Source organism: Bradyrhizobium sp. 155, assembly GCF_023101105.1.
GTDB classification, from domain to species: domain Bacteria; phylum Pseudomonadota; class Alphaproteobacteria; order Rhizobiales; family Xanthobacteraceae; genus Bradyrhizobium; species Bradyrhizobium canariense_D.
Genome location: NZ_CP064704.1, coordinates 1,909,115 through 1,926,083 on the forward strand (window position 1 = coordinate 1,909,115; position 16,969 = coordinate 1,926,083).

A 16,969-nucleotide genomic window follows, 5' to 3' on the forward strand; every position below is an offset into this window, starting at 1 on the left:
TGATAGGGCGGTGCACAAACCGGCGTAATTGTCGCGCGAAACCGCGCTGTTGCGCTGTGAGACAGGTCACAAAAGAAACGTGACTTCAAAGGGTTGCGTCAGACGCCGTGGCGCGTCCGCTCAGCGCTTCTTGGCGGGCTTTTTCGCTGCAGGCGCAGGTGTCGCAGCCGGATGCGCAGGCGCTTCCTCCGGTACCTTGGCGTAGGTCAGGATTTGCAACTGGGCGTTGGCGGCTGAGGTCGGCCTGGCCCGGTCGAGAAACTGCTCCTCGCCGAGGCCGATCGGATGCAGCCGCTTGGTCGAGATCTTGAACGTGTTCACCAGCACGTCGCGTATCGCGTCCGCCCGGCGCTGGCTCAGGATCGCGTTGGCCTCGCGCGTCTTCGCGTTGGATTCGACATGGCCGACGATCAGGAACGTGTAGGGCAGCAGCGAGGCATGGACCAGCGCATCGGCGAGGCGGCCGACGGTCTGGTAGGACGCCGGCTGGATGATCGGCGTGTCGGCGTCGAACTGGATCTGCGCAGTGAAGGTCGGCAGATTGACCAGATCAGGCGCGATCAGCGGCCGGTTCACCGGACCGGGATCGTTCTTGATCCTGGCCTTGGCCCGCTCCATCACCTGCAGCTTCAGCGCGGGGAGATCGATCTCGGCGGCTTGTTCGAAATGGTTGAGCTTGCCGACGATGTCGTCGCGGGTTGGCGGCGCCGTCTGCGCTTCCGCTGTGCCCGCGAGCAAAGCGAGGCCGAGCGCGATGCATATTCCGGCGGTGGAAAGCCTCGTCGCTGGCATCACCGATACCCCGCGTCGTCAACGGCCTTCAGGCAATTGTTGCTGATGCCCTTGGGCGTCGAGACCAGGCAGGGGACCGCCTTGCTGGTCTCCTTGGTCGAGCCGCCGCAGACCTTGACGATCTCGCGCTGGCAGACGTTCGCCACGGTGACACGGGCTGCGACGCGCTTCTGGATGGCGTCGAAGGCACCGAGATAATCGCTCTGGCACTGCTGCGAGAGCACGTCGCGGTTGCGCGAGAGGCACTCCTTCAGGCGGGTCGAATCCGGGTTGACGCCGCGGCAATTGGCGACGATTTCCGCGCCGCAACTTTTCGCCAGCAGCCCGATCGCATCGCCAAAGCTCATGGTCTCCGCCGCCGCAAGCGACGGCATACCCAATGCCAGCAAGATCAGTGTGATGGAGCCCCGGACCATGGCCGCATCTGATACGGGGAAGTTCACGGTGGTCAAGGGCTGTTCGGACCTGAACTGTCGAGAGTCCGACCAGTGCGGCGAACAGTCCTCACTCCGTGGCCTCAGTGAGGGGTGGCCATTCGATCAGGGCGACCGTGTGCTTCCCGAGCTCGTCGGCGACATCAGGGTCGGCCTTGAGCTCGTCCAATGTCCGCGGCGGGGGAAGCTGGCGGCCGTCCGCGGTCAGTTCCTGTGCATAGAACGCGAGTGCCTCGGGCGCATTCTCCAGGGCCTCATCGACGTCGTCGCCGCCGGAAATGCAGCCGGGCAGGTCCGGAAACCACACGCCGACGGCTTCGTCCGGGCCGGCGTCCTCGATGATGGCGATGTAGTGCGGCATGCAGGCCTCACGCCCGCTGCACAAAACTGTCCACGACCTTCTTCTCCCCCGCCTTGTCGAAGGCGATGGTGAGCTTGTTGCCGTCGATCTTGGTGACGCGGCCATAGCCGAATTTCTGGTGGAAGACGCGGTCGGAGAGGGAGAATTCCGAGGTCGTGCCGGTGGATTTGGCCACCAGCTCGCCCTCGATCGTCAGCGGCCCGCGGCGGCGCGAGGAGAAGCTGCCGAAATCGGGCGAGGACGACTGGGACGAAAACGACGAGGCCTGTTCCTCGAAACTGCCGCGGCCGCCATTGCCGCCGCCACCGCCGCCGCGATTGCGATTGGCCTGGGCGCGCTGCCAGCCCGGGGTCGAATAGGTGGAGCCGAACGCTTCCATGTCGTCGAAGCGGGAGGCGCCGTAGCCGCCGGTGCCGCCCCAGGCCGAGCCGCCCTTGGATTCCGTGATCTCGACATTGGCCGCGGGCAGTTCGTCGAGAAAGCGCGAGGGGATCGTGGTCGACCAGGTGCCGTGGATCCGGCGGTTGGTGGCAAAATAGATTTTGGCGCGGCGGCGGGCCCGGGTCAGGCCGACATGACCGAGCCGGCGCTCTTCCTCGAGGCCGGCGCGGCCCTGTTCGTCCAACGTGCGCTGGCTCGGAAACAGGCCTTCCTCCCAGCCGGGCAGGAACACGTTGTCGAATTCCAGCCCCTTGGCCGAATGCAGCGTCATCAGCGACACCGCGTCCTCGTCGGCGCCGCTGTCGCGGTCCATCACCAGTGAGATGTGCTCCAAAAACCCTTGCAGGTTCTCGAACTCCTCCATCGAGCGCACCAGCTCCTTGAGGTTTTCGAGCCGACCCGCGGCGTCCGCCGAACGGTCCTTCTGCCACATCTCGGTGTAGCCGCTCTCGTCGAGCACGATCTCGGCGAGCTCGGTGTGCGAGGTGACCTCGCGCTGGGCGCGCCAGCGGTCGAACTGGGCGACGACGTCGCGCAAGGAGCCGCGCGCCTTCGGCTTCAGCTCATCGGTCTCGACCACCGCGCGCGCCGCCTCGAACAGCGGGATGCGGCGCTTGCGGGCGTGATCGTGCAGCATCTGCACGGTGGCATCGCCCAGGCCGCGCTTGGGCGTGTTGACGATGCGCTCGAAGGCGAGATCGTCGGCCGGTGAATTGATGACGCGGAGATAAGCCAGCGCATCGCGGATCTCGGCGCGCTCGTAGAAGCGCGGGCCGCCGATGACGCGATAGGGCAGGCCGAGCGTGACGAAGCGGTCCTCGAACTCGCGCATCTGGTAGGAGGCGCGCACCAGAATCGCGATCTCGTTGAGCTTGTCGCCCTGGCGCTGGATCTGCTCGATCTCCTCGCCGATGCCGCGGGCTTCCTCTTCCGAATCCCAAGAGCCTGTTACCGTGACCTTCTCGCCGTCCTGGTCCTCGGTGCGCAGCGTCTTGCCGAGCCGGCCCTCGTTGTGGGCGATCAGGTGCGAGGCGGCGGCGAGGATGTGGCCCGTCGAGCGGTAGTTGCGCTCGAGGCGGATGACCTTGGCGCCGGGGAAATCATGGTCGAAGCGCAGGATGTTGTCGACCTCCGCGCCGCGCCAGCCATAGATCGACTGGTCGTCGTCGCCGACGCAGCAGATGTTTTTGACGTGGCGCGTCTGCTCCTTCTCCCCGCTTGCGGGGTCGCGACGAGCTTCGCTCGCGCTGAGAAGGTCAGGATGAGGGGCTGCCTCCACGAGCTCAGCTTGCTGAGAGTCCCCCTCACCCGGATCGCTCGGGCGCGCAATTGCGCTGCCGGGCGATCCGACCTCTCCCCGCACGCGGGGAGAGGCAAAAGAAGTCGGCGCTTGGGACAGCAGCCGCAGCCACAGATATTGAGCGACGTTGGTGTCTTGATACTCATCGACCAGGATGAATTTGAAGCGCTGCTGGTACTGCCGCAGGATATCCGGGTGCTCGCGGAAGATGCGGATGTCCTCGAGCAGCAGATCGCCGAAATCGGCGGCGTTCAGGATCTTCAGCCGCTCCTGGTAGCTCGCATAGAGCTTGCCGCCCTTGCCGTTGGCGAACACGGCGGCTTCGCCCGACGGCACCTGCGACGGCGTCAGGCCGCGGTTCTTCCAGCCGTCGATCAGCCCGGCCAGCATGCGCGCCGGCCAGCGCTTGTCGTCGATATTGTCGGCTTGCAGAAGCTGCTTGAGCAGTCGGACCTGATCGTCGACGTCGAGCACGGTGAAGTTCGACTTGAGCTGCGCCAGCTCGGCGTGGGTGCGCAGGATGCGCCCGCCGATGGAGTGGAAGGTGCCGAGCCACGGCATGCCTTCGACGGCATGGCCGAGCATCTGGCCGAGCCGATGTTTCATTTCGCGCGCGGCCTTGTTGGTGAAGGTCACCGACAGGATTTCGGATGGGCGGGCGCGGCCCTGGCTCAGGATGTGGGCGATGCGCGTGGTCAGCACGCGGGTCTTGCCGGTGCCGGCGCCGGCCAGCACCAGAACCGGCCCGTCCAGCGTCTCCACAGCCTCGCGCTGCTCCGGATTGAGCCCGGACAGGTATTGCGGGCCTACCGAGGCGCGCGCACGCGCGGCGATGCCGCCGGCTGCGGGCTGGTGGTCGGGGACGCTCTGGGACGTGATCTTGCTCGGCTCGGTCATGCGAATCATTTGCCCCACGTTGGCACCGCGGGGTGGTGAAAGGGGAGCCTTCTTAACAGGGATTGGTCCCTATATGGGGCCGCGGACAGGGGTTTTCCACGTGCGCCGAAAGCCAATTTGTTCCTGTCGGTCAGGCGAATTTCCGGCTTCAGCGGCCCGGAACCATTGTTCCGAGTTGGCGATTGGTTCTGCAAGTGAGGCGCGTCAGCCGCGCCGATCGCAGACAGACATCGAAACAGAGGTTCGGATCATGCTTAGCTGGGTAGTTACGTTTCTGGTTATCGCCCTGATCGCCGGTATCCTGGGCTTTGGCGGCCTCGCCGGCGCGTCGATCGAAATCGCCAAGATCATCTTCTTCATCGCAGTCGTGTTGTTCCTGGTCTCGGCCGTTGTCGGACTGGCACGGGGTCGTAACAGGGTTTAGCGCGCTTACCGCTTCGAGGGCATCGCCACGTTCCGGCCGATGCCCTCGGGCCGCGGGACGGCGCTGTGGGCCTTGACCACCGCTGCGATGCGCTCACGGATGTCTGGGGGAAAAGCCGCCACCTTTCGTGAGCCCATGTCGATGTGAAGCGACATGTTTTCCGATGTGGCGGACAGCCATCCTTCGGTCGCGTGCCGCAGCTCCTGGAAGGTGTGCAGCCGCTTGTCGTCGGCTTCCAGCAGCCAGACCGAGACCTGCACGGGATCGTCGAGGTGGATTTCGCGCAAATACCGCACGTGGCATTCGGCGGTGAAGGTCGAGCCGCCGCGCTCCTTCATGTAGCCCGGTCCGATCCCGAGCGTCAGCCACATCTGGTCGATCGCGCGGTCGAACATCACGTTGTAATAGGCCATGTTGAGGTGGCCGTTGTAGTCGATCCATTGCGGCTCGATCTGCATGATTGACGAGCGGAACGGCACGCCCTCGATCGTTGTGGCAGCAGTCTCCGGCATGTGTCCTTCCCCAGCTATGCGTCCGGTCGCTTGACTTGACCGGTGAGATGTCCTTTGCCACGGTTCGTCTCGTCGGGAGGAACGTCCGTGGGTACGACCATCACCAATAATCCGCCGCGGCCGGCGCCGAAAGCCCTCGCGAGCGCGCTGGAGCAACTTGCCGCGCGGTTCGGCAACCGCCTCATCACCTCGCAAGCCGTCCGCGAGCAGCACGGCCATACCACCACATGGATCGTGAACCAGCCGCCGGACGGCGTGGTGATGGCGCAGGAGACTGCCGACATCCAGGACGTGGTGCGGATCTGCGCGAAAAACGGCGTGCCTGTCATCGCCTTCGGCACCGGCACCTCGCTCGAGGGCCAGGTCAACGCACCCGCCGGCGGAATTTGCATCGACCTGCGCGACATGAACAAGGTGCTCGCGGTGCATGCCGAGGACCTCGACTGCGTGATCCAGCCCGGGGTGACCCGCAAGGCGCTCAACGAGCATCTGCGCGACCAGGGCCTGTTCTTCCCGATCGACCCCGGCGCGGACGCTTCCCTCGGTGGCATGGCCTCGACCCGCGCTTCCGGCACCAATGCGGTGCGCTACGGCACCATGCGCGACAGTGTGCTGGCGCTGAAAGTGGTCCGCGGCGACGGCGAGATCATCACGACCGGCACGCGTGCGAAGAAATCATCCGCCGGCTACGACCTGACGCATCTGTTCGTCGGCGCCGAGGGCACGCTCGGCATCATCTCGGAGCTGACCATCCGCCTGCGCGGCATCCCCGATACGATCGCGGCCGGAGCGGTGTCGTTCGAGACCGTGCACGGGGCGTGTCAGGCCGTGATCCTGGCGATCCAGACCGGCATTCCCGTGGCGCGCATCGAGCTGCTCAACGCCGCGCAGGTGCGGGCCTGCAACGCCTATTCGAAGTTGACCCTGCCCGAAACGCCGCTGCTGCTGATGGAATTCCACGGCAGCGAGATCGAGGTCGCCGAACAGTCCAAGGCCTTCGGCGAGATCGCCAGGGATTGCGGCGGCGGCGACTTCTCCTGGACCACCAAGCCGGAGGATCGCACAAAGCTGTGGCAGGCGCGGCACGACGCCTATTGGTCGGTGAAAGCGCTGCGGCCCGGCGACAGCATCGGGGTGGTCGCGACCGACGTCTGCGTGCCGATCTCGCGGCTTGCCGAATGCGTCGGCGCGACCGAGGAAGATCTCAAGCGCCTCAACCTGTTGTCGCCGATCGTCGGCCATGTCGGCGACGGCAATTTCCACTGCTCGCTGGTCTGCGACACCAACGATGCCGACGAGATGGCGCGCGGCGAGGAGTTCATGCATCGGCTGGTCGAGCGCGCGCAGGCGATGGACGGCACCTGCACCGGCGAGCACGGCATCGGTCAGGGCAAGCAGAAATACCTCAAGGCGGAGCTCGGCCCCGAGGCGATCGACGCGATGCGGGCGCTGAAAAAGGCGCTCGATCCGCAGAACATCTTCAATCCCGGGAAGATCGTACCGGAGGCGTAGCGCGCGGCGTGGCCGCCGTTTATGCTCGCTCCCTCACCACGGAGCAGGCAATGCAGTGGTTCGCGCGCAAGACGCGTCAGGACGTCTGGGACGAAGCGATCGAACGGCCGCTCGGCGACATCGAGGCCGCCGAGCGCATCCGTGCGATCTGTGACGCCGCTGCGGCGAGCGCGGCAGGTAGCGCGCGCAGCGACAAGCGCGACAGCGAGCGCTACGAGCGCGCGGCGAAAGTCGCGATGGAAATCGCGATGAAGATCTCGGATGGACTGATGCGCGACGACGCAGTCCGTCGCATCGTCGATCTCTGCATGAAGGCGAACGACCTCAAGACGGCGCAAATCCTGTTTCGCGCGATCCATGCCAGCTGGATCCGCGAAACGATCCAGCGCGATCACCCGCCATTGGCGCAGTGAGCCCAGTTATCGCGCCAACTTCCGCACGGCCTCGTCGACGCTGTGGAAGACACGCTCTCTCGGCAGGGCGTCGAACAATCTAAACCGCTCGAACGCGTCCTGCGCGCGCACTGATTCCAGCCGGGCCAGCGCGACGGTGACGCCCTGTTCGCTGCACGCCCTGAACACGTCCAGCAGGATCTGCGCGGCGGTGAAGTCGATCTCGACCATGCCGCTCGCCTCCAGCACCAGCAGCTGTGGCGGCATCGTGCCGAGCACCTTGATCACGTCGCTGCGAAAGCCGGGCGCGTTGAGGAAGGACAGCGGCGCCTGCAGCCCGAGCACGGCGACGCCGGCGATGCGCTCGCCGGCGATGTGCGGATGTGCCGGCCACCAGATCGTGGTGCCCGGCACGCGCTCGAACTCGACCAGCCGCGCGCGCGTCGTGCTCCAGATGCCGTGCAGCAGCGACAGCACGATGCCGAGGAACGCGCCTTGCTGGATCGGCAGCACGATGATCAGCGCGGCGGTGGCGGCGATCAGCAGGAATTCGCTGGGGGATTGGCGATAGATCGTGACGATCTGCTTCACGCGGATGATGCGCAGCGCGACGAACAGCAGGATGCCGCCGAGGGCTGCGTCTGGAACGTGCTGCAGCAATCCCGTTCCAAACGCGAGCAGCGCCAGCACGATCGCAGCGGCGGCGAGACCCGCGAGCTGCGATTGTCCGCCGGTCTCGGCGACAATGCCCGTCCGCGGCGGGCTGGCGTTGACCGGAAACGCGCCGAACAGGCCCGACAGCACGCAGCCTACGCCCGCGCCGAGAAAATCGCGATCGACATCGGCCGGCTTGTCGGGATCGGACGGGAATGAGCGCGTCGTCGCCGCGGTCTGCACCATCACCACGACCGTGATGACAAAGGCGAGCGGCACGAGGCGGACCCATTGCTCCGGTGCAAGCTCGGGGAAGGTCGGCCGCGGCAGCGTCCCCGGCACGAGGCCTACGACATTGACGCCCTTGCTCTCGAGGCCGAGCGCGATCGTGGCCAGGGTCGCGGCGACGAGCCCGATCAGCGCGCCCGGAATTTTTGCGCTGATCTTCTCGGCGACGAAGACCACGGCCAGCACACCGAAGCCGATGCATAGCGTGAAGGGATTGGTGCGGCCGAGCTCGCTTGCGAGCACACCGATGCGATCGAGCGTCGGCCCGTTCGGCGAGTCCAGGCCCAGCACGCCCGGTAATTGCGACACGATGATGTGGACGGAGATGCCGGCGAGGAAACCGACCATGACGGGCACGGACAAGAGATTGGCGATGCCGCCGAGGCGGAAGGCGCCGCCGGCCAGCATCATTGCGCCGACCATCAGTGCCAGCGCGATCGCGAGGCCCTGATACTCAGGCGAGCCGGCGGCGGCCAGCGCCGCCAGCCCGCCGGCGAAGATCGGCGTGATCGTGGAATCGGCGCCGCAGGACAGGAAGCGGTTTCCGCCGAGCATCGCAAAGCCGAGCGATCCCGCCATGAAGGCGAAGAAGCCGATCTGCGGCGCGAAGCCGCCGAGCCGCGCCGTGGCCATCTGCTCTGGGATCGCGATTGCCGCGAGCGTCAGGCCGGCCATCAAATCGCCCGGCAGCGAATAGGACGCGAGTGAGCGAAACAGCGGCCATGATGTTGCGGTGTGAGCGTCCTGCGCCATCAGCAGCGAATCCCCGAAGTGTTCCGTTGGTCGACCAGACCACAGCTGCCGGTCGTCGGCAAACATGGGGTTGCCGGCCTCGCCTGTATATCGTGCGACACCGCAGGGCTCGCGGCACTTATCGCGTCTGCGAGCCCCACGCGCACTCCCGCGAGGCACGCCCTATGGCTTCGACGCCTGCGCCTGCTTCAGCGCGCTCTTGCAGCCATCCGACAGCTGGTTGAAATGCTCGATCATGCACTGCTTGACGCGGCCGCCTCCCGGCATGATGCCGGAGCACAGCGCGCGCATGTCCGCGGTGCACGCTTGGCGTATCTCCTGTCGCGGTTGCTGGGCGGACGCGGCGCCCGCGGACGATATCGCGACCAACGCGGCGATGATGGCCGCGATCGCGCGTCGCAGCTCCCGTAGCTGTACAGGTCTCACCATGCGCAGACCCTCCGCACGCCGAATGGCGTGCTGGTCCACCAACAGGCCCCAGGATAGGGAGGCGCCGCATAGGCATAGGGTGGATGGGCGTAGGGCACGATGGTCCGCCGGCACAGGCCGTTGGCCGTCAGGTGCCAGCCGGGTCCGCAGCCGCCGCTGACTTCGGTGAGGCCGTCGGACATGCCGGGGTGAGGGCTGGGGGTGAAGGCTAGCGCGGTCGAACCTGCGGCCAGTGCGGCTGCCGCGGCCGACGCCAAGATCGTCAATCGTCGCATTCGAGATATCCATGCTTGCAAGTTGGAGGAAGGCAGTCCGCGGCCAGTGTTCTGACCCCGGCCGGAATTCCGCGGTCGTGCGGCGCGAGGGTCAGTACCGGTATCCCTAATAGGGATGAGTCCCGACCGTGCCGCTGCGCGTCACGCTGTTGCCGTTCGGACCCGTCGTGGTGCGCGTGTAGTCGAATGCATGCGGAGCGACGCGCGTGATGCTGCCGCTGCGTGCGATCGTGCCGCCATAAGGTCCCGTCACCGAAGCCGAACGCGAGCAGGTTCCGCCGGCGCATCCGCCGCTGGCGCTGCCGTAGTAGGTACCTCGCCAAGTCGTGACGCCGCCGCTGCGAACCCAGGCGTTTGCACCGGAGGCTCCCGTGAGGGCCAGCACCGTTGCGAGTGATAGCGAAGCCAGAATGGGTTTCATCGGATACTCCTGTTTGTGAGGACGCGCCGGAACGAGACCGGTCGCCGCATGGGGCCAATCTCGCCTCGATCTTTTGCCGTGATATTGCCGGCGAGGCCGGAAGTGTAACGTTTTGTAACGAGTGACGGGGTCGCCACATTCCTGCCAGCGGGCTGCTCGATAGAGGCCGCGATGGACACTCGGACGATCATGATCGTGGAGGACGACCGCGAGATCCGCGCGCTCTTGGCGGACCTGCTGACGCGGGAGGGCTATGCGCCGGTTTGCGTCGAGAACGGCGCGGCGATGGACCGGGCGCTGATGCAGGCATGCCCGGATCTCATCGTGCTTGACATCATGCTGCCGGGCGAGGACGGACTGTCGATCTGCCAGCGCCTGCGCAGCAAGAGCCGCACGCCGATCCTGATGCTGACGGCCAAGGCCGACGATGTCGACCGCATCATCGGCCTGGAGCTCGGCGCCGACGATTATCTGCCGAAGCCTTTCAATCCTCGGGAATTGCTGGCGCGCATCAAGGCCGTCTTGCGGCGTGTGGACGGCCCGCTGCAGATGCCGCCGCCGCGGCGAATTGCTTTCGGCAGGCTGGTGGCCGATCTCGACGGGCGCAGCCTGACCAACGACCAGAACCGTGTCGTCGAGTTGACGGCAGCGGAGTTTGATCTGCTGGCATGTTTCCTCGAACGGCCCAAGCGGGTGCTGTCCCGCGACCAGTTGCTCGACTGGACGCGCGGCCGGACCGCGGATCCGTTCGACCGCGTCATTGACGTGTCGGTCAGCCGGCTGCGCCGCAAGCTCGTCGCCGCGGATCCCAAGGCTGCGTTCTCGATCAGGACCGTGCGCAATGGCGGCTATCTCTTCAGTGCTGACGTTCGCCCGCTCTGAGCACGGAGCCTGTGCGGAATGAGCAGGCTTCACATCGCCGCCCGCCTCGGCCTTATCGTCGTCGGCGCCATCATTCTCGTGCAGTTGCTGTCGGTCGCCATCTATTTGGTGGAGCAGCGCGGCCGCGGCGAGCCGTCCGGATTTGCCGCTTTGCTCGCGCAGGTCGCCGCCTTGGCGGAGGCGATCGACAGGGTCCCGCGCGACGATCGCGACCTGGTGCTGCGCGCGGCCACGACGGCGCGATTTAAGCCGGTCGTGCGTCAGGACGTGCCGCCCAACCCGTTGCATGGCCGTTTCCTGGGCAGCGCGGAGCAACGGTTGCGCGCGCTGAGCGGTGTGCCAGCGGAGCGGCTGGTCGCACTGTCCTTCGTCAACGTCAGGGACGGCCAACAGGTGGCCCGCTTGCGTGATCTCGTCACCTCGCGCCTGCAAGCTGTCATTGAACTTGCTGGCGGCGGCTATCTGGTGATCGAGACCGCAGGTGAGCTCAGCCTTCGCCTGCTCGGCATTCCTGTCGGCCTGCTGGCCGGAATTCTCGGCTTCGTCGTCGCTTTGGCGGCCTTGCTCGCGGTCCGCCACGAGACCAGGCCGCTGTCCGAGTTGACCGTCGCCATCGAGCGCTTCGGCGCTGCCATGGAGACCATGCCGGTCAGCGAGCGGGGTGCTCCCGACGTCCGGGCGCTGATCCGCGCCGTCAACGCCATGCAGGCGAACATCGCCGAACTGCTGCGCAGCCGCACCCTCGTGCTCGGCGCGATCAGCCATGATCTGCGCACTTATGTCACGCGGCTGCGGCTACGTCTCGAGCTGCTGCCCGAAAGCGTGCAGCGGGACAAGGCAACCGTCGATCTCGACGACATGCAATCGCTGATGGATGATGCGCTCGCCTTTGTCCGCGCCTCGTTCGCAGGCCCGTCGGCGGAAACCGTCGATCTTGCCCGCGTCGCGCGGACCGAGTACGAAGCGCGCAAGGGCGCCTGCGCAGCGCTGACGCTCACCTGCGAAGATCCGGCTCTCCTCATCCGCGGCTCGGCTGCGGGCATGGCTCGGGTCGTTGCCAATCTCGTCAACAACGCGATCCTCTATGGTGGCGCCGCGGACATCTCGTTGTACGCCGAGACCGATGTGATCGAACTCCTGGTCGAGGACCGCGGGCCGGGAATCCCGGTTGACGAACGCACCCGCGTATTCGATCCATTCTACCGGCTGGAGACCTCGCGCAGCCGCGAGAGCGGCGGCGCAGGATTGGGACTCACAATCGTGAGGCAAGTTGTCGAAAGCAACGGCGGCACGGTCGCCATTGAGGATCGTCCCGGTGGCGGCACCCGTGTCCGCGTCCGGCTGCCGCGCGAGCGGTCTCAGTAACGGCTGCGGTAGCCATCGCCGTGTCCCGGGCCGCCGTAGTTGCCGCCTCGACCGCCCATGCCCATGCCAATTCCGATGCCTATTCCGACACCTAAGGCTTCTGGCGGCGGGCCGCGATCCGGTGGCGGCGCGCGCTCGTAGATCACCTCATCAGGCGGCGGCCGGCGCGGCCTGGGCGGCGTGTCGACCACCTTGCGCTTCGGCGGTGTGTCGTCGACGCGCTTCTTGATCACAGGCGCGATCGTCGGGTTGATCGGCGAAGCCGGTGGTGTGGGCGTCGAGCACGGGCAGGTCGGGGCCATCGCGACGGCGACCGGGGCAGGAGCGGCCGCGACCGCGGCAGGCAAGACGTAGTTGCGGTTCTGCACGCGGAGCAGCAGCCGGCGTGCGGTCGCGGCCAGATCGCTGTTGTCCCAGTTCGCCAGATACGCCTCGAACGAGGCGCGGGTGTTGATCGCGGTGGCGCGCTCCCACGCCAGCATCTGGCGCCGGCGCTCCACAATCGTGCGCAGCCGCGGCGTACGGGTATCCTGAGCGTACAACTCGATATAGGCCTGATACGCCGGCACGGTGTCGTCGGTGATCACTATCTCATAGGCGACCATGGCCGGCTTGCCCTGCAAATCCTTGCGCCAGTCCTCGAGGCTGCGCGTGCCGCTCGCAAGTGCCATGGAGGATGCGCCAGGAAGCGCAGTCTGACTGCCGCTGCTGTCGCCGCCGAAGAACTTGAAGTCAGTCGTCAGCGACGAGCTTTCCCAGGGGATCTGGCGTCCGTCGGTCGATTGCGCCACGGCGACGCGAATGCGCTTGAACACTTCCTCGATCGGCAGATTGGGCTGCTTGGCGACGGTCAGCGCCGCGGTGGTATAGGGGCTGTCGATGCCGGAGCCATCCTCGGCTTCGGAGCCCGGCGAGGTCGAATAGGAAATGAAGGAGCCCGGCGCGCCGGCCTTGGTGTCGACGATCGCAAGCCCGTGTCCGGCGCCGCTGAGCGCAGGGAAGGGATTGTTGCGGCAGGCATCGAGCATGAAGATGCGCGCCCGCGTCGGCAGTGCGCCGAGCGTGTTGAGCAAATCGTTCAGTCGCACACCCTGCAGCGGAATGTCGGCTTCGCGCTTGGGGTCGAGATCGACGGGAACGAGATAGTTCTCGCCGTCGATCTGGAGGCCGTGGCCGGCATAGAACACCAGCGCGACGGTGTCGGCGCCGCTGGCGCTGACCTTGCCGGCGAAATCCGAGATCGCCTGACGCATATCGTTTTGCGCCAGATTGGATGCCGTGGTGACGGTGAAGCCGGCATTGCCGAGCAGCTCCGTCATGCCCTTGGCGTCGTTGGCTGCGTTGGGGAGTTCCGGCACGGTGCGATAGGCCGATTGGCCGATCACCAGTGCGAGCCGCGCTTCGGCCGCGGCCCCCATCGGCATCGTCAATTGCGTGAGCGCGAGAAGAGCGGATGCAAGAAACAAATTGCGAAAGACTGGACGGCGCATGGTGTCACCTCCATCGGCAATGCGCGCGATGATGTCACCTTTTCTAGGTGGCCGCCATGCGTCTGTCTGTGCACTGGATCACGTTGAGCTGCGGCAAAATGGGGCAGAAGGTCTGCCAGAGCTGGTGCGGCATCGTTCTGGCGCCATCCATGTGAATTGCGCATTGATCCATGCGCCAATTGGATCGATGCCCAACGCTGCGCGAAAGCATCTTCTCGCGCATCGGCCCCATGCCGATCTGATCGAGAATCCCGCAAAAACATGGCTGTTTTGCCGCGCGCTGATGCCGTTGATCCTCGCGACACGCCGCTTTGCAACGGCCGGCCGCAAGCCTTGCCTGCGCCGTCGCTTTGGCCATACAGTCCGCGCAACGGGCTGCGGCAACGACCGTTGCTCGAAAAACAATAATTGGGGAGAAACCGCATTATGTCCATCGTGCCCGTGAACCGTCGCGCGTTCATCAAGTCGTCGACGGGACTTGCTGCCGGCCTCGTGCTTTCCCCCGCACTCATCGGCCGCGCCGAAGCCGCGACGCTGAAGCTGAAATGCTCCTCGTCGCTGCCGAACGATCCCAAATTCGCCAACGGCCGGGTCTACTACGACAATCTGGTGAAGAACCTGAAGGCGAACGGCCTCGGTGAGCAGGTCGAGGTCGCGTTCTTTCCCGACAACCAATTGGGTCAGGAAATCGACGTCATCAACTCAGTGAAGCTCGGCGTCATCGACCTCATGGTGTCGGGCTCCTCGATCTCGGCGAATCTGGTGCCGCTGGTCGGCACCTACGACCTCGGCTTTCTGTTCTCGAGCTTTCCGCAGCAGACCAAGGCGTTCGACGCTGGCGCGGCCAAGCCGATCGAGGACGCGCTGCTCAAGGGCAGCAACATCCGCATCATCGCCTGGGCCTATAATTTCGGTTCACGCAGCGTACTTGCGAGGAAGCCGGTGAAGACGCCGGAAGATCTCGCCGGTCTCAAGATCCGCACGCTGCCAAATCCCGTCATCACGGAATGCCTGCGCCTGATGGGAGCCGCCGCGACGCCGCTGGCGTTCGGCGAAATCTACACGGCATTGCAGGCCGGCGTGCTGGACGGGCTAGAGCACGACCCGCCGACCATCCTGGCCAGCAAGTTCTTCGAAACGGCGAAATTCTATGCATTGACGCAGCACAATTTCGCGCCGCTCGCGATCTATTTCAGCGACACGACCTACAATCGCATGGATCCGAAGCTGCGCGAGGGATTTCTCGATGCCGCGAAGAAGGCTGCGGCCGACACGCGGACCCACGGGCTCGCCGTCGAGAAGGAAGCGCTGTCGGCCTTGACCGAAAAGGGCGTGACGGTGGCCGAATGCGACCGCGAGGCGTTCAAAAAGCGCGTCGCGCCGCAGATCGAGAACTTCATGAAGGCGCGGCCGGAATCCAAGGCCGTGATCGACATCATCCGCGCCACGCAGGCCTGACGTGGCAATGACAGCTGCCGTACCTCTCTCGGGCGGCCGCCACGGGAGCATCGCCCTGCTGCTTCGCTTCAGCGACGCGATCGCGGCCATCCTGCTGGCCACGGATCTCGTCGTCGTCTGCGGTTCCGTGCTGCTGCGCTTCTGCTTCAACGCGCCGGTGGAGTGGTCCGACGACGTCGCGCGCGGACTGATGGTCGGATCGGCCTTCTTCGGCGCGGCGAGCGCGCTCGCGCGCGGCGAGAATGTCGGCGTCTCTTTCTTCCGCGATCTGGCTCCGGTACGGCTGCGCGCGCTGGTCGACGCCGCGAGCGCGCTGCTGGTGGTGCTGATTTCGGGCTACGTCGCCTACAACGCCATCAAGCTCGGCTCGCTGACGGCGGGCCAGACCACCGGATCCGGCCTGCCGCTGGAGCTGACCTTCTACCCGATGGGCGCCGGCGCGCTGTTCATGACGGTGTTTGCGATCGACCAGCTCTGCGCCAGGCCGCTCCCTGACATCGTCAGAGGCCTCGTCGCGATTGCCGTCGTGACCGGCCTTTATCTCGCCTGGGATTATCTGTCGCCCGCCACGGTGCCGTCGGCGGGCACGCTGATGCTGATCGGTTTCTTTGCGACGTTGGTCGGTGGCTTGCCGATCGGCTTTGCACTGGCGCTGGCCGCGCTGATCTTCATCTGGGTCGAGGGCGCGCTGCCCGGCGTGATCTTCGCCCAGCAGATGGCGCGCGGCATCGACAATTTCGTGCTGCTCGCGATTCCGTTCTTCATTCTCGTCGGCTACCTCATGGAAGCCAACGGCATGTCGGTGCGGCTGATCGAGCTGTTGCAGCGCGGGGTCGGCCGCATGCGCGGCGGTTTGAACGTCGTGATGGTGGCCTCGATGGTGCTGTTCTCCGGCATTTCCGGCTCGAAGATGGCCGACGTCGCCGCGGTCGGCTCCGTGCTGATTCCGGCCGCGCGCCGCTCCAAGCAGAATCCGGGCGGCGCCGTGGCGCTGCTCGCAGCCTCCGCGGTGATGGCGGAGACTATTCCGCCCTGCATCAACCTGATCATCCTGGGCTTCGTCGCGAACCTGTCGATCGGTGGTCTGTTCGTCGCAGGGCTGTTGCCCGCGGCGCTGATGGCGCTGGCCTTGATCGCCGTCTCCATCATCTTCGGCAAGACTCCAATTGAGACTCCAACTGAGTCTCCAGCTGATGCCGAGGTCATCGCGCCGCAGATGCCGGTGTCGGGCCTGTGGAGCGGCGCGATCGCCTCGTTCGGCCTGATCTTCATGATCTTCTTCGGCTTCAAGAGCGGCTTTGCCACCGCCACGGAAATCTCGGCCTTCGCCGTGGCTTATGCACTCGTCGTCGGCAGCGTGGTGTTCCGCGAACTCAGCTTCACATCGGCTGCGCACAGCTTCGTCCAGGGCGCGACGCGCGCGGGGCTCGTGCTGTTCATCGTTGCCGCAGCGCAATCGCTGGCGTTCACGCTGACCCTGCAGCAGGTGCCGCATGCGGTCGGCGATTTCATGCTGGGATTGTCCAAGACCAGCGGCACCTGGCTGTTCATCCTGCTCGCGATCGGCGTGCTGATCGTGATGGGCTCGGTGCTGGAGGGGGCGGCCGCGCTGATCATCTTCGGGCCGCTGCTGCTGCCGGTGGCCGTGCAGCTCGGCATCGATCCCCTGCATTTCGGGGTGGTGCTTGTGATCGCGATGGGCATCGGCCTGTTCGCGCCGCCGCTCGGGCTCGGGCTTTACGGCGCCTGCCTGATCGGCAATGTGCCGATCGAGCAGACGGTGAAGCCGATCATGGGCTATCTCGGCCTGTTGTTCCTTTGCCTGCTCGTGATCGCGTTCGTGCCATGGCTCAGCACGGCATTGCCGCGCGCGTTCGGCTATTGAGGGA

The 16,969-nt window shown here is 65.8% G+C and carries 18 protein-coding genes; 7 read left to right on the plus strand and 11 right to left on the minus strand.

Annotation, left to right across the window (positions count from 1 at the left end):
* Nucleotides 1–120 precede the first annotated feature (120 nt).
* The 4 genes from IVA93_RS09285 to IVA93_RS09300 form a co-directional block, all read right to left on the minus strand.
* On the minus strand, nucleotides 121–792 hold the full coding sequence (locus tag IVA93_RS09285; protein ID WP_018454283.1) for an OmpA family protein: 672 nt from the start codon (nucleotides 790–792) through the stop codon (nucleotides 121–123).
* Nucleotides 792–1,208 (minus strand): hypothetical protein, encoded by a 417-nt coding sequence (locus IVA93_RS09290; RefSeq protein WP_018454284.1) that lies wholly within the window; start codon nucleotides 1,206–1,208, stop codon nucleotides 792–794. Before IVA93_RS09290 ends, IVA93_RS09285 begins: the two co-directional genes overlap by 1 nt.
* An 88-nt stretch (nucleotides 1,209–1,296) precedes the next feature.
* Nucleotides 1,297–1,587, minus strand: coding sequence for a type II toxin-antitoxin system HicB family antitoxin (locus IVA93_RS09295; RefSeq protein ID WP_018454285.1), 291 nt, complete (start codon nucleotides 1,585–1,587; stop codon nucleotides 1,297–1,299).
* Nucleotides 1,588–1,594: 7 nt separating this feature from the next.
* Nucleotides 1,595–4,234: an ATP-dependent helicase gene (locus IVA93_RS09300; protein WP_018454286.1), complete on the minus strand. Its 2,640-nt coding sequence runs from the start codon at nucleotides 4,232–4,234 to the stop codon at nucleotides 1,595–1,597.
* Between the two features lie 241 nt (nucleotides 4,235–4,475).
* Between IVA93_RS09300 and IVA93_RS09305 the strand changes: the two genes are divergently transcribed.
* On the plus strand, nucleotides 4,476–4,649 hold the full coding sequence (locus IVA93_RS09305) for a DUF1328 domain-containing protein (protein WP_007600914.1): 174 nt from the start codon (nucleotides 4,476–4,478) through the stop codon (nucleotides 4,647–4,649).
* Nucleotides 4,650–4,654: 5 nt separating this feature from the next.
* Here IVA93_RS09305 and IVA93_RS09310 read toward each other — a convergent pair whose 3' ends face one another.
* A complete protein-coding gene (locus IVA93_RS09310; protein WP_018454287.1) occupies nucleotides 4,655–5,161 on the minus strand; it encodes a thioesterase family protein in 507 nt (168 codons plus the stop codon).
* An 87-nt stretch (nucleotides 5,162–5,248) separates the two neighbouring features.
* Here IVA93_RS09310 and IVA93_RS09315 point away from each other — a divergent pair, with 87 nt between their 5' ends.
* Together IVA93_RS09315 and IVA93_RS09320 are read left to right on the plus strand one after the other, a co-directional pair.
* Nucleotides 5,249–6,673, plus strand: coding sequence for an FAD-binding oxidoreductase (locus IVA93_RS09315; protein ID WP_018454288.1), 1,425 nt, complete (start codon nucleotides 5,249–5,251; stop codon nucleotides 6,671–6,673).
* A 50-nt stretch (nucleotides 6,674–6,723) separates the two neighbouring features.
* Entirely contained in the window at nucleotides 6,724–7,086 is a 363-nt protein-coding gene (locus IVA93_RS09320; protein ID WP_026232706.1) for a hypothetical protein, read from the plus strand.
* A gap of 6 nt (nucleotides 7,087–7,092) precedes the next feature.
* Here the strand turns inward: IVA93_RS09320 and IVA93_RS09325 are convergent, their stop codons facing one another.
* From IVA93_RS09325 to IVA93_RS09340, 4 genes are all read right to left on the minus strand, one after another.
* Nucleotides 7,093–8,760 (minus strand): SulP family inorganic anion transporter, encoded by a 1,668-nt coding sequence (locus tag IVA93_RS09325; protein ID WP_018454290.1) that lies wholly within the window; start codon nucleotides 8,758–8,760, stop codon nucleotides 7,093–7,095.
* A 162-nt stretch (nucleotides 8,761–8,922) separates the two neighbouring features.
* A complete protein-coding gene (locus IVA93_RS09330) occupies nucleotides 8,923–9,189 on the minus strand; it encodes a hypothetical protein (RefSeq protein ID WP_018454291.1) in 267 nt (88 codons plus the stop codon).
* Complete coding sequence (locus tag IVA93_RS09335; RefSeq protein ID WP_143273231.1) at nucleotides 9,183–9,464, minus strand: GCG_CRPN prefix-to-repeats domain-containing protein; 282 nt, start codon at nucleotides 9,462–9,464, stop codon at nucleotides 9,183–9,185. The genes IVA93_RS09330 and IVA93_RS09335 overlap by 7 nt, the downstream gene beginning before the upstream one ends.
* 106 nt (nucleotides 9,465–9,570) lie before the next feature.
* Nucleotides 9,571–9,885 (minus strand): hypothetical protein, encoded by a 315-nt coding sequence (locus tag IVA93_RS09340; protein WP_247789752.1) that lies wholly within the window; start codon nucleotides 9,883–9,885, stop codon nucleotides 9,571–9,573.
* A 171-nt stretch (nucleotides 9,886–10,056) separates the two neighbouring features.
* On the opposite strand from IVA93_RS09340, the gene IVA93_RS09345 reads away from it, so the two are divergent.
* A complete protein-coding gene (locus tag IVA93_RS09345) occupies nucleotides 10,057–10,767 on the plus strand; it encodes a response regulator (protein ID WP_018454293.1) in 711 nt (236 codons plus the stop codon).
* Between the two features lie 18 nt (nucleotides 10,768–10,785).
* Nucleotides 10,786–12,132, plus strand: coding sequence for a sensor histidine kinase (locus IVA93_RS09350; RefSeq protein WP_018454294.1), 1,347 nt, complete (start codon nucleotides 10,786–10,788; stop codon nucleotides 12,130–12,132).
* On the opposite strand, the gene IVA93_RS09355 is transcribed toward IVA93_RS09350, so the two are convergent.
* Nucleotides 12,126–13,622 carry a caspase family protein gene (locus IVA93_RS09355; RefSeq protein ID WP_247542079.1) on the minus strand — a complete coding sequence of 499 codons (1,497 nt, stop codon included), beginning with the start codon at nucleotides 13,620–13,622 and terminating at the stop codon, nucleotides 12,126–12,128. The genes IVA93_RS09350 and IVA93_RS09355 overlap by 7 nt on opposite strands.
* Nucleotides 13,623–13,665: 43 nt before the next feature.
* Nucleotides 13,666–13,980, minus strand: coding sequence for a hypothetical protein (locus IVA93_RS09360; protein ID WP_026232707.1), 315 nt, complete (start codon nucleotides 13,978–13,980; stop codon nucleotides 13,666–13,668).
* 68 nt (nucleotides 13,981–14,048) lie between these two features.
* On the opposite strand from IVA93_RS09360, the gene IVA93_RS09365 reads away from it, so the two are divergent.
* On the plus strand, nucleotides 14,049–15,080 hold the full coding sequence (locus IVA93_RS09365; RefSeq protein WP_018454297.1) for a TRAP transporter substrate-binding protein: 1,032 nt from the start codon (nucleotides 14,049–14,051) through the stop codon (nucleotides 15,078–15,080).
* A gap of 7 nt (nucleotides 15,081–15,087) precedes the next feature.
* A complete protein-coding gene (locus IVA93_RS09370) occupies nucleotides 15,088–16,965 on the plus strand; it encodes a TRAP transporter large permease (protein ID WP_018454298.1) in 1,878 nt (625 codons plus the stop codon).
* Nucleotides 16,966–16,969 lie beyond the last annotated feature (4 nt).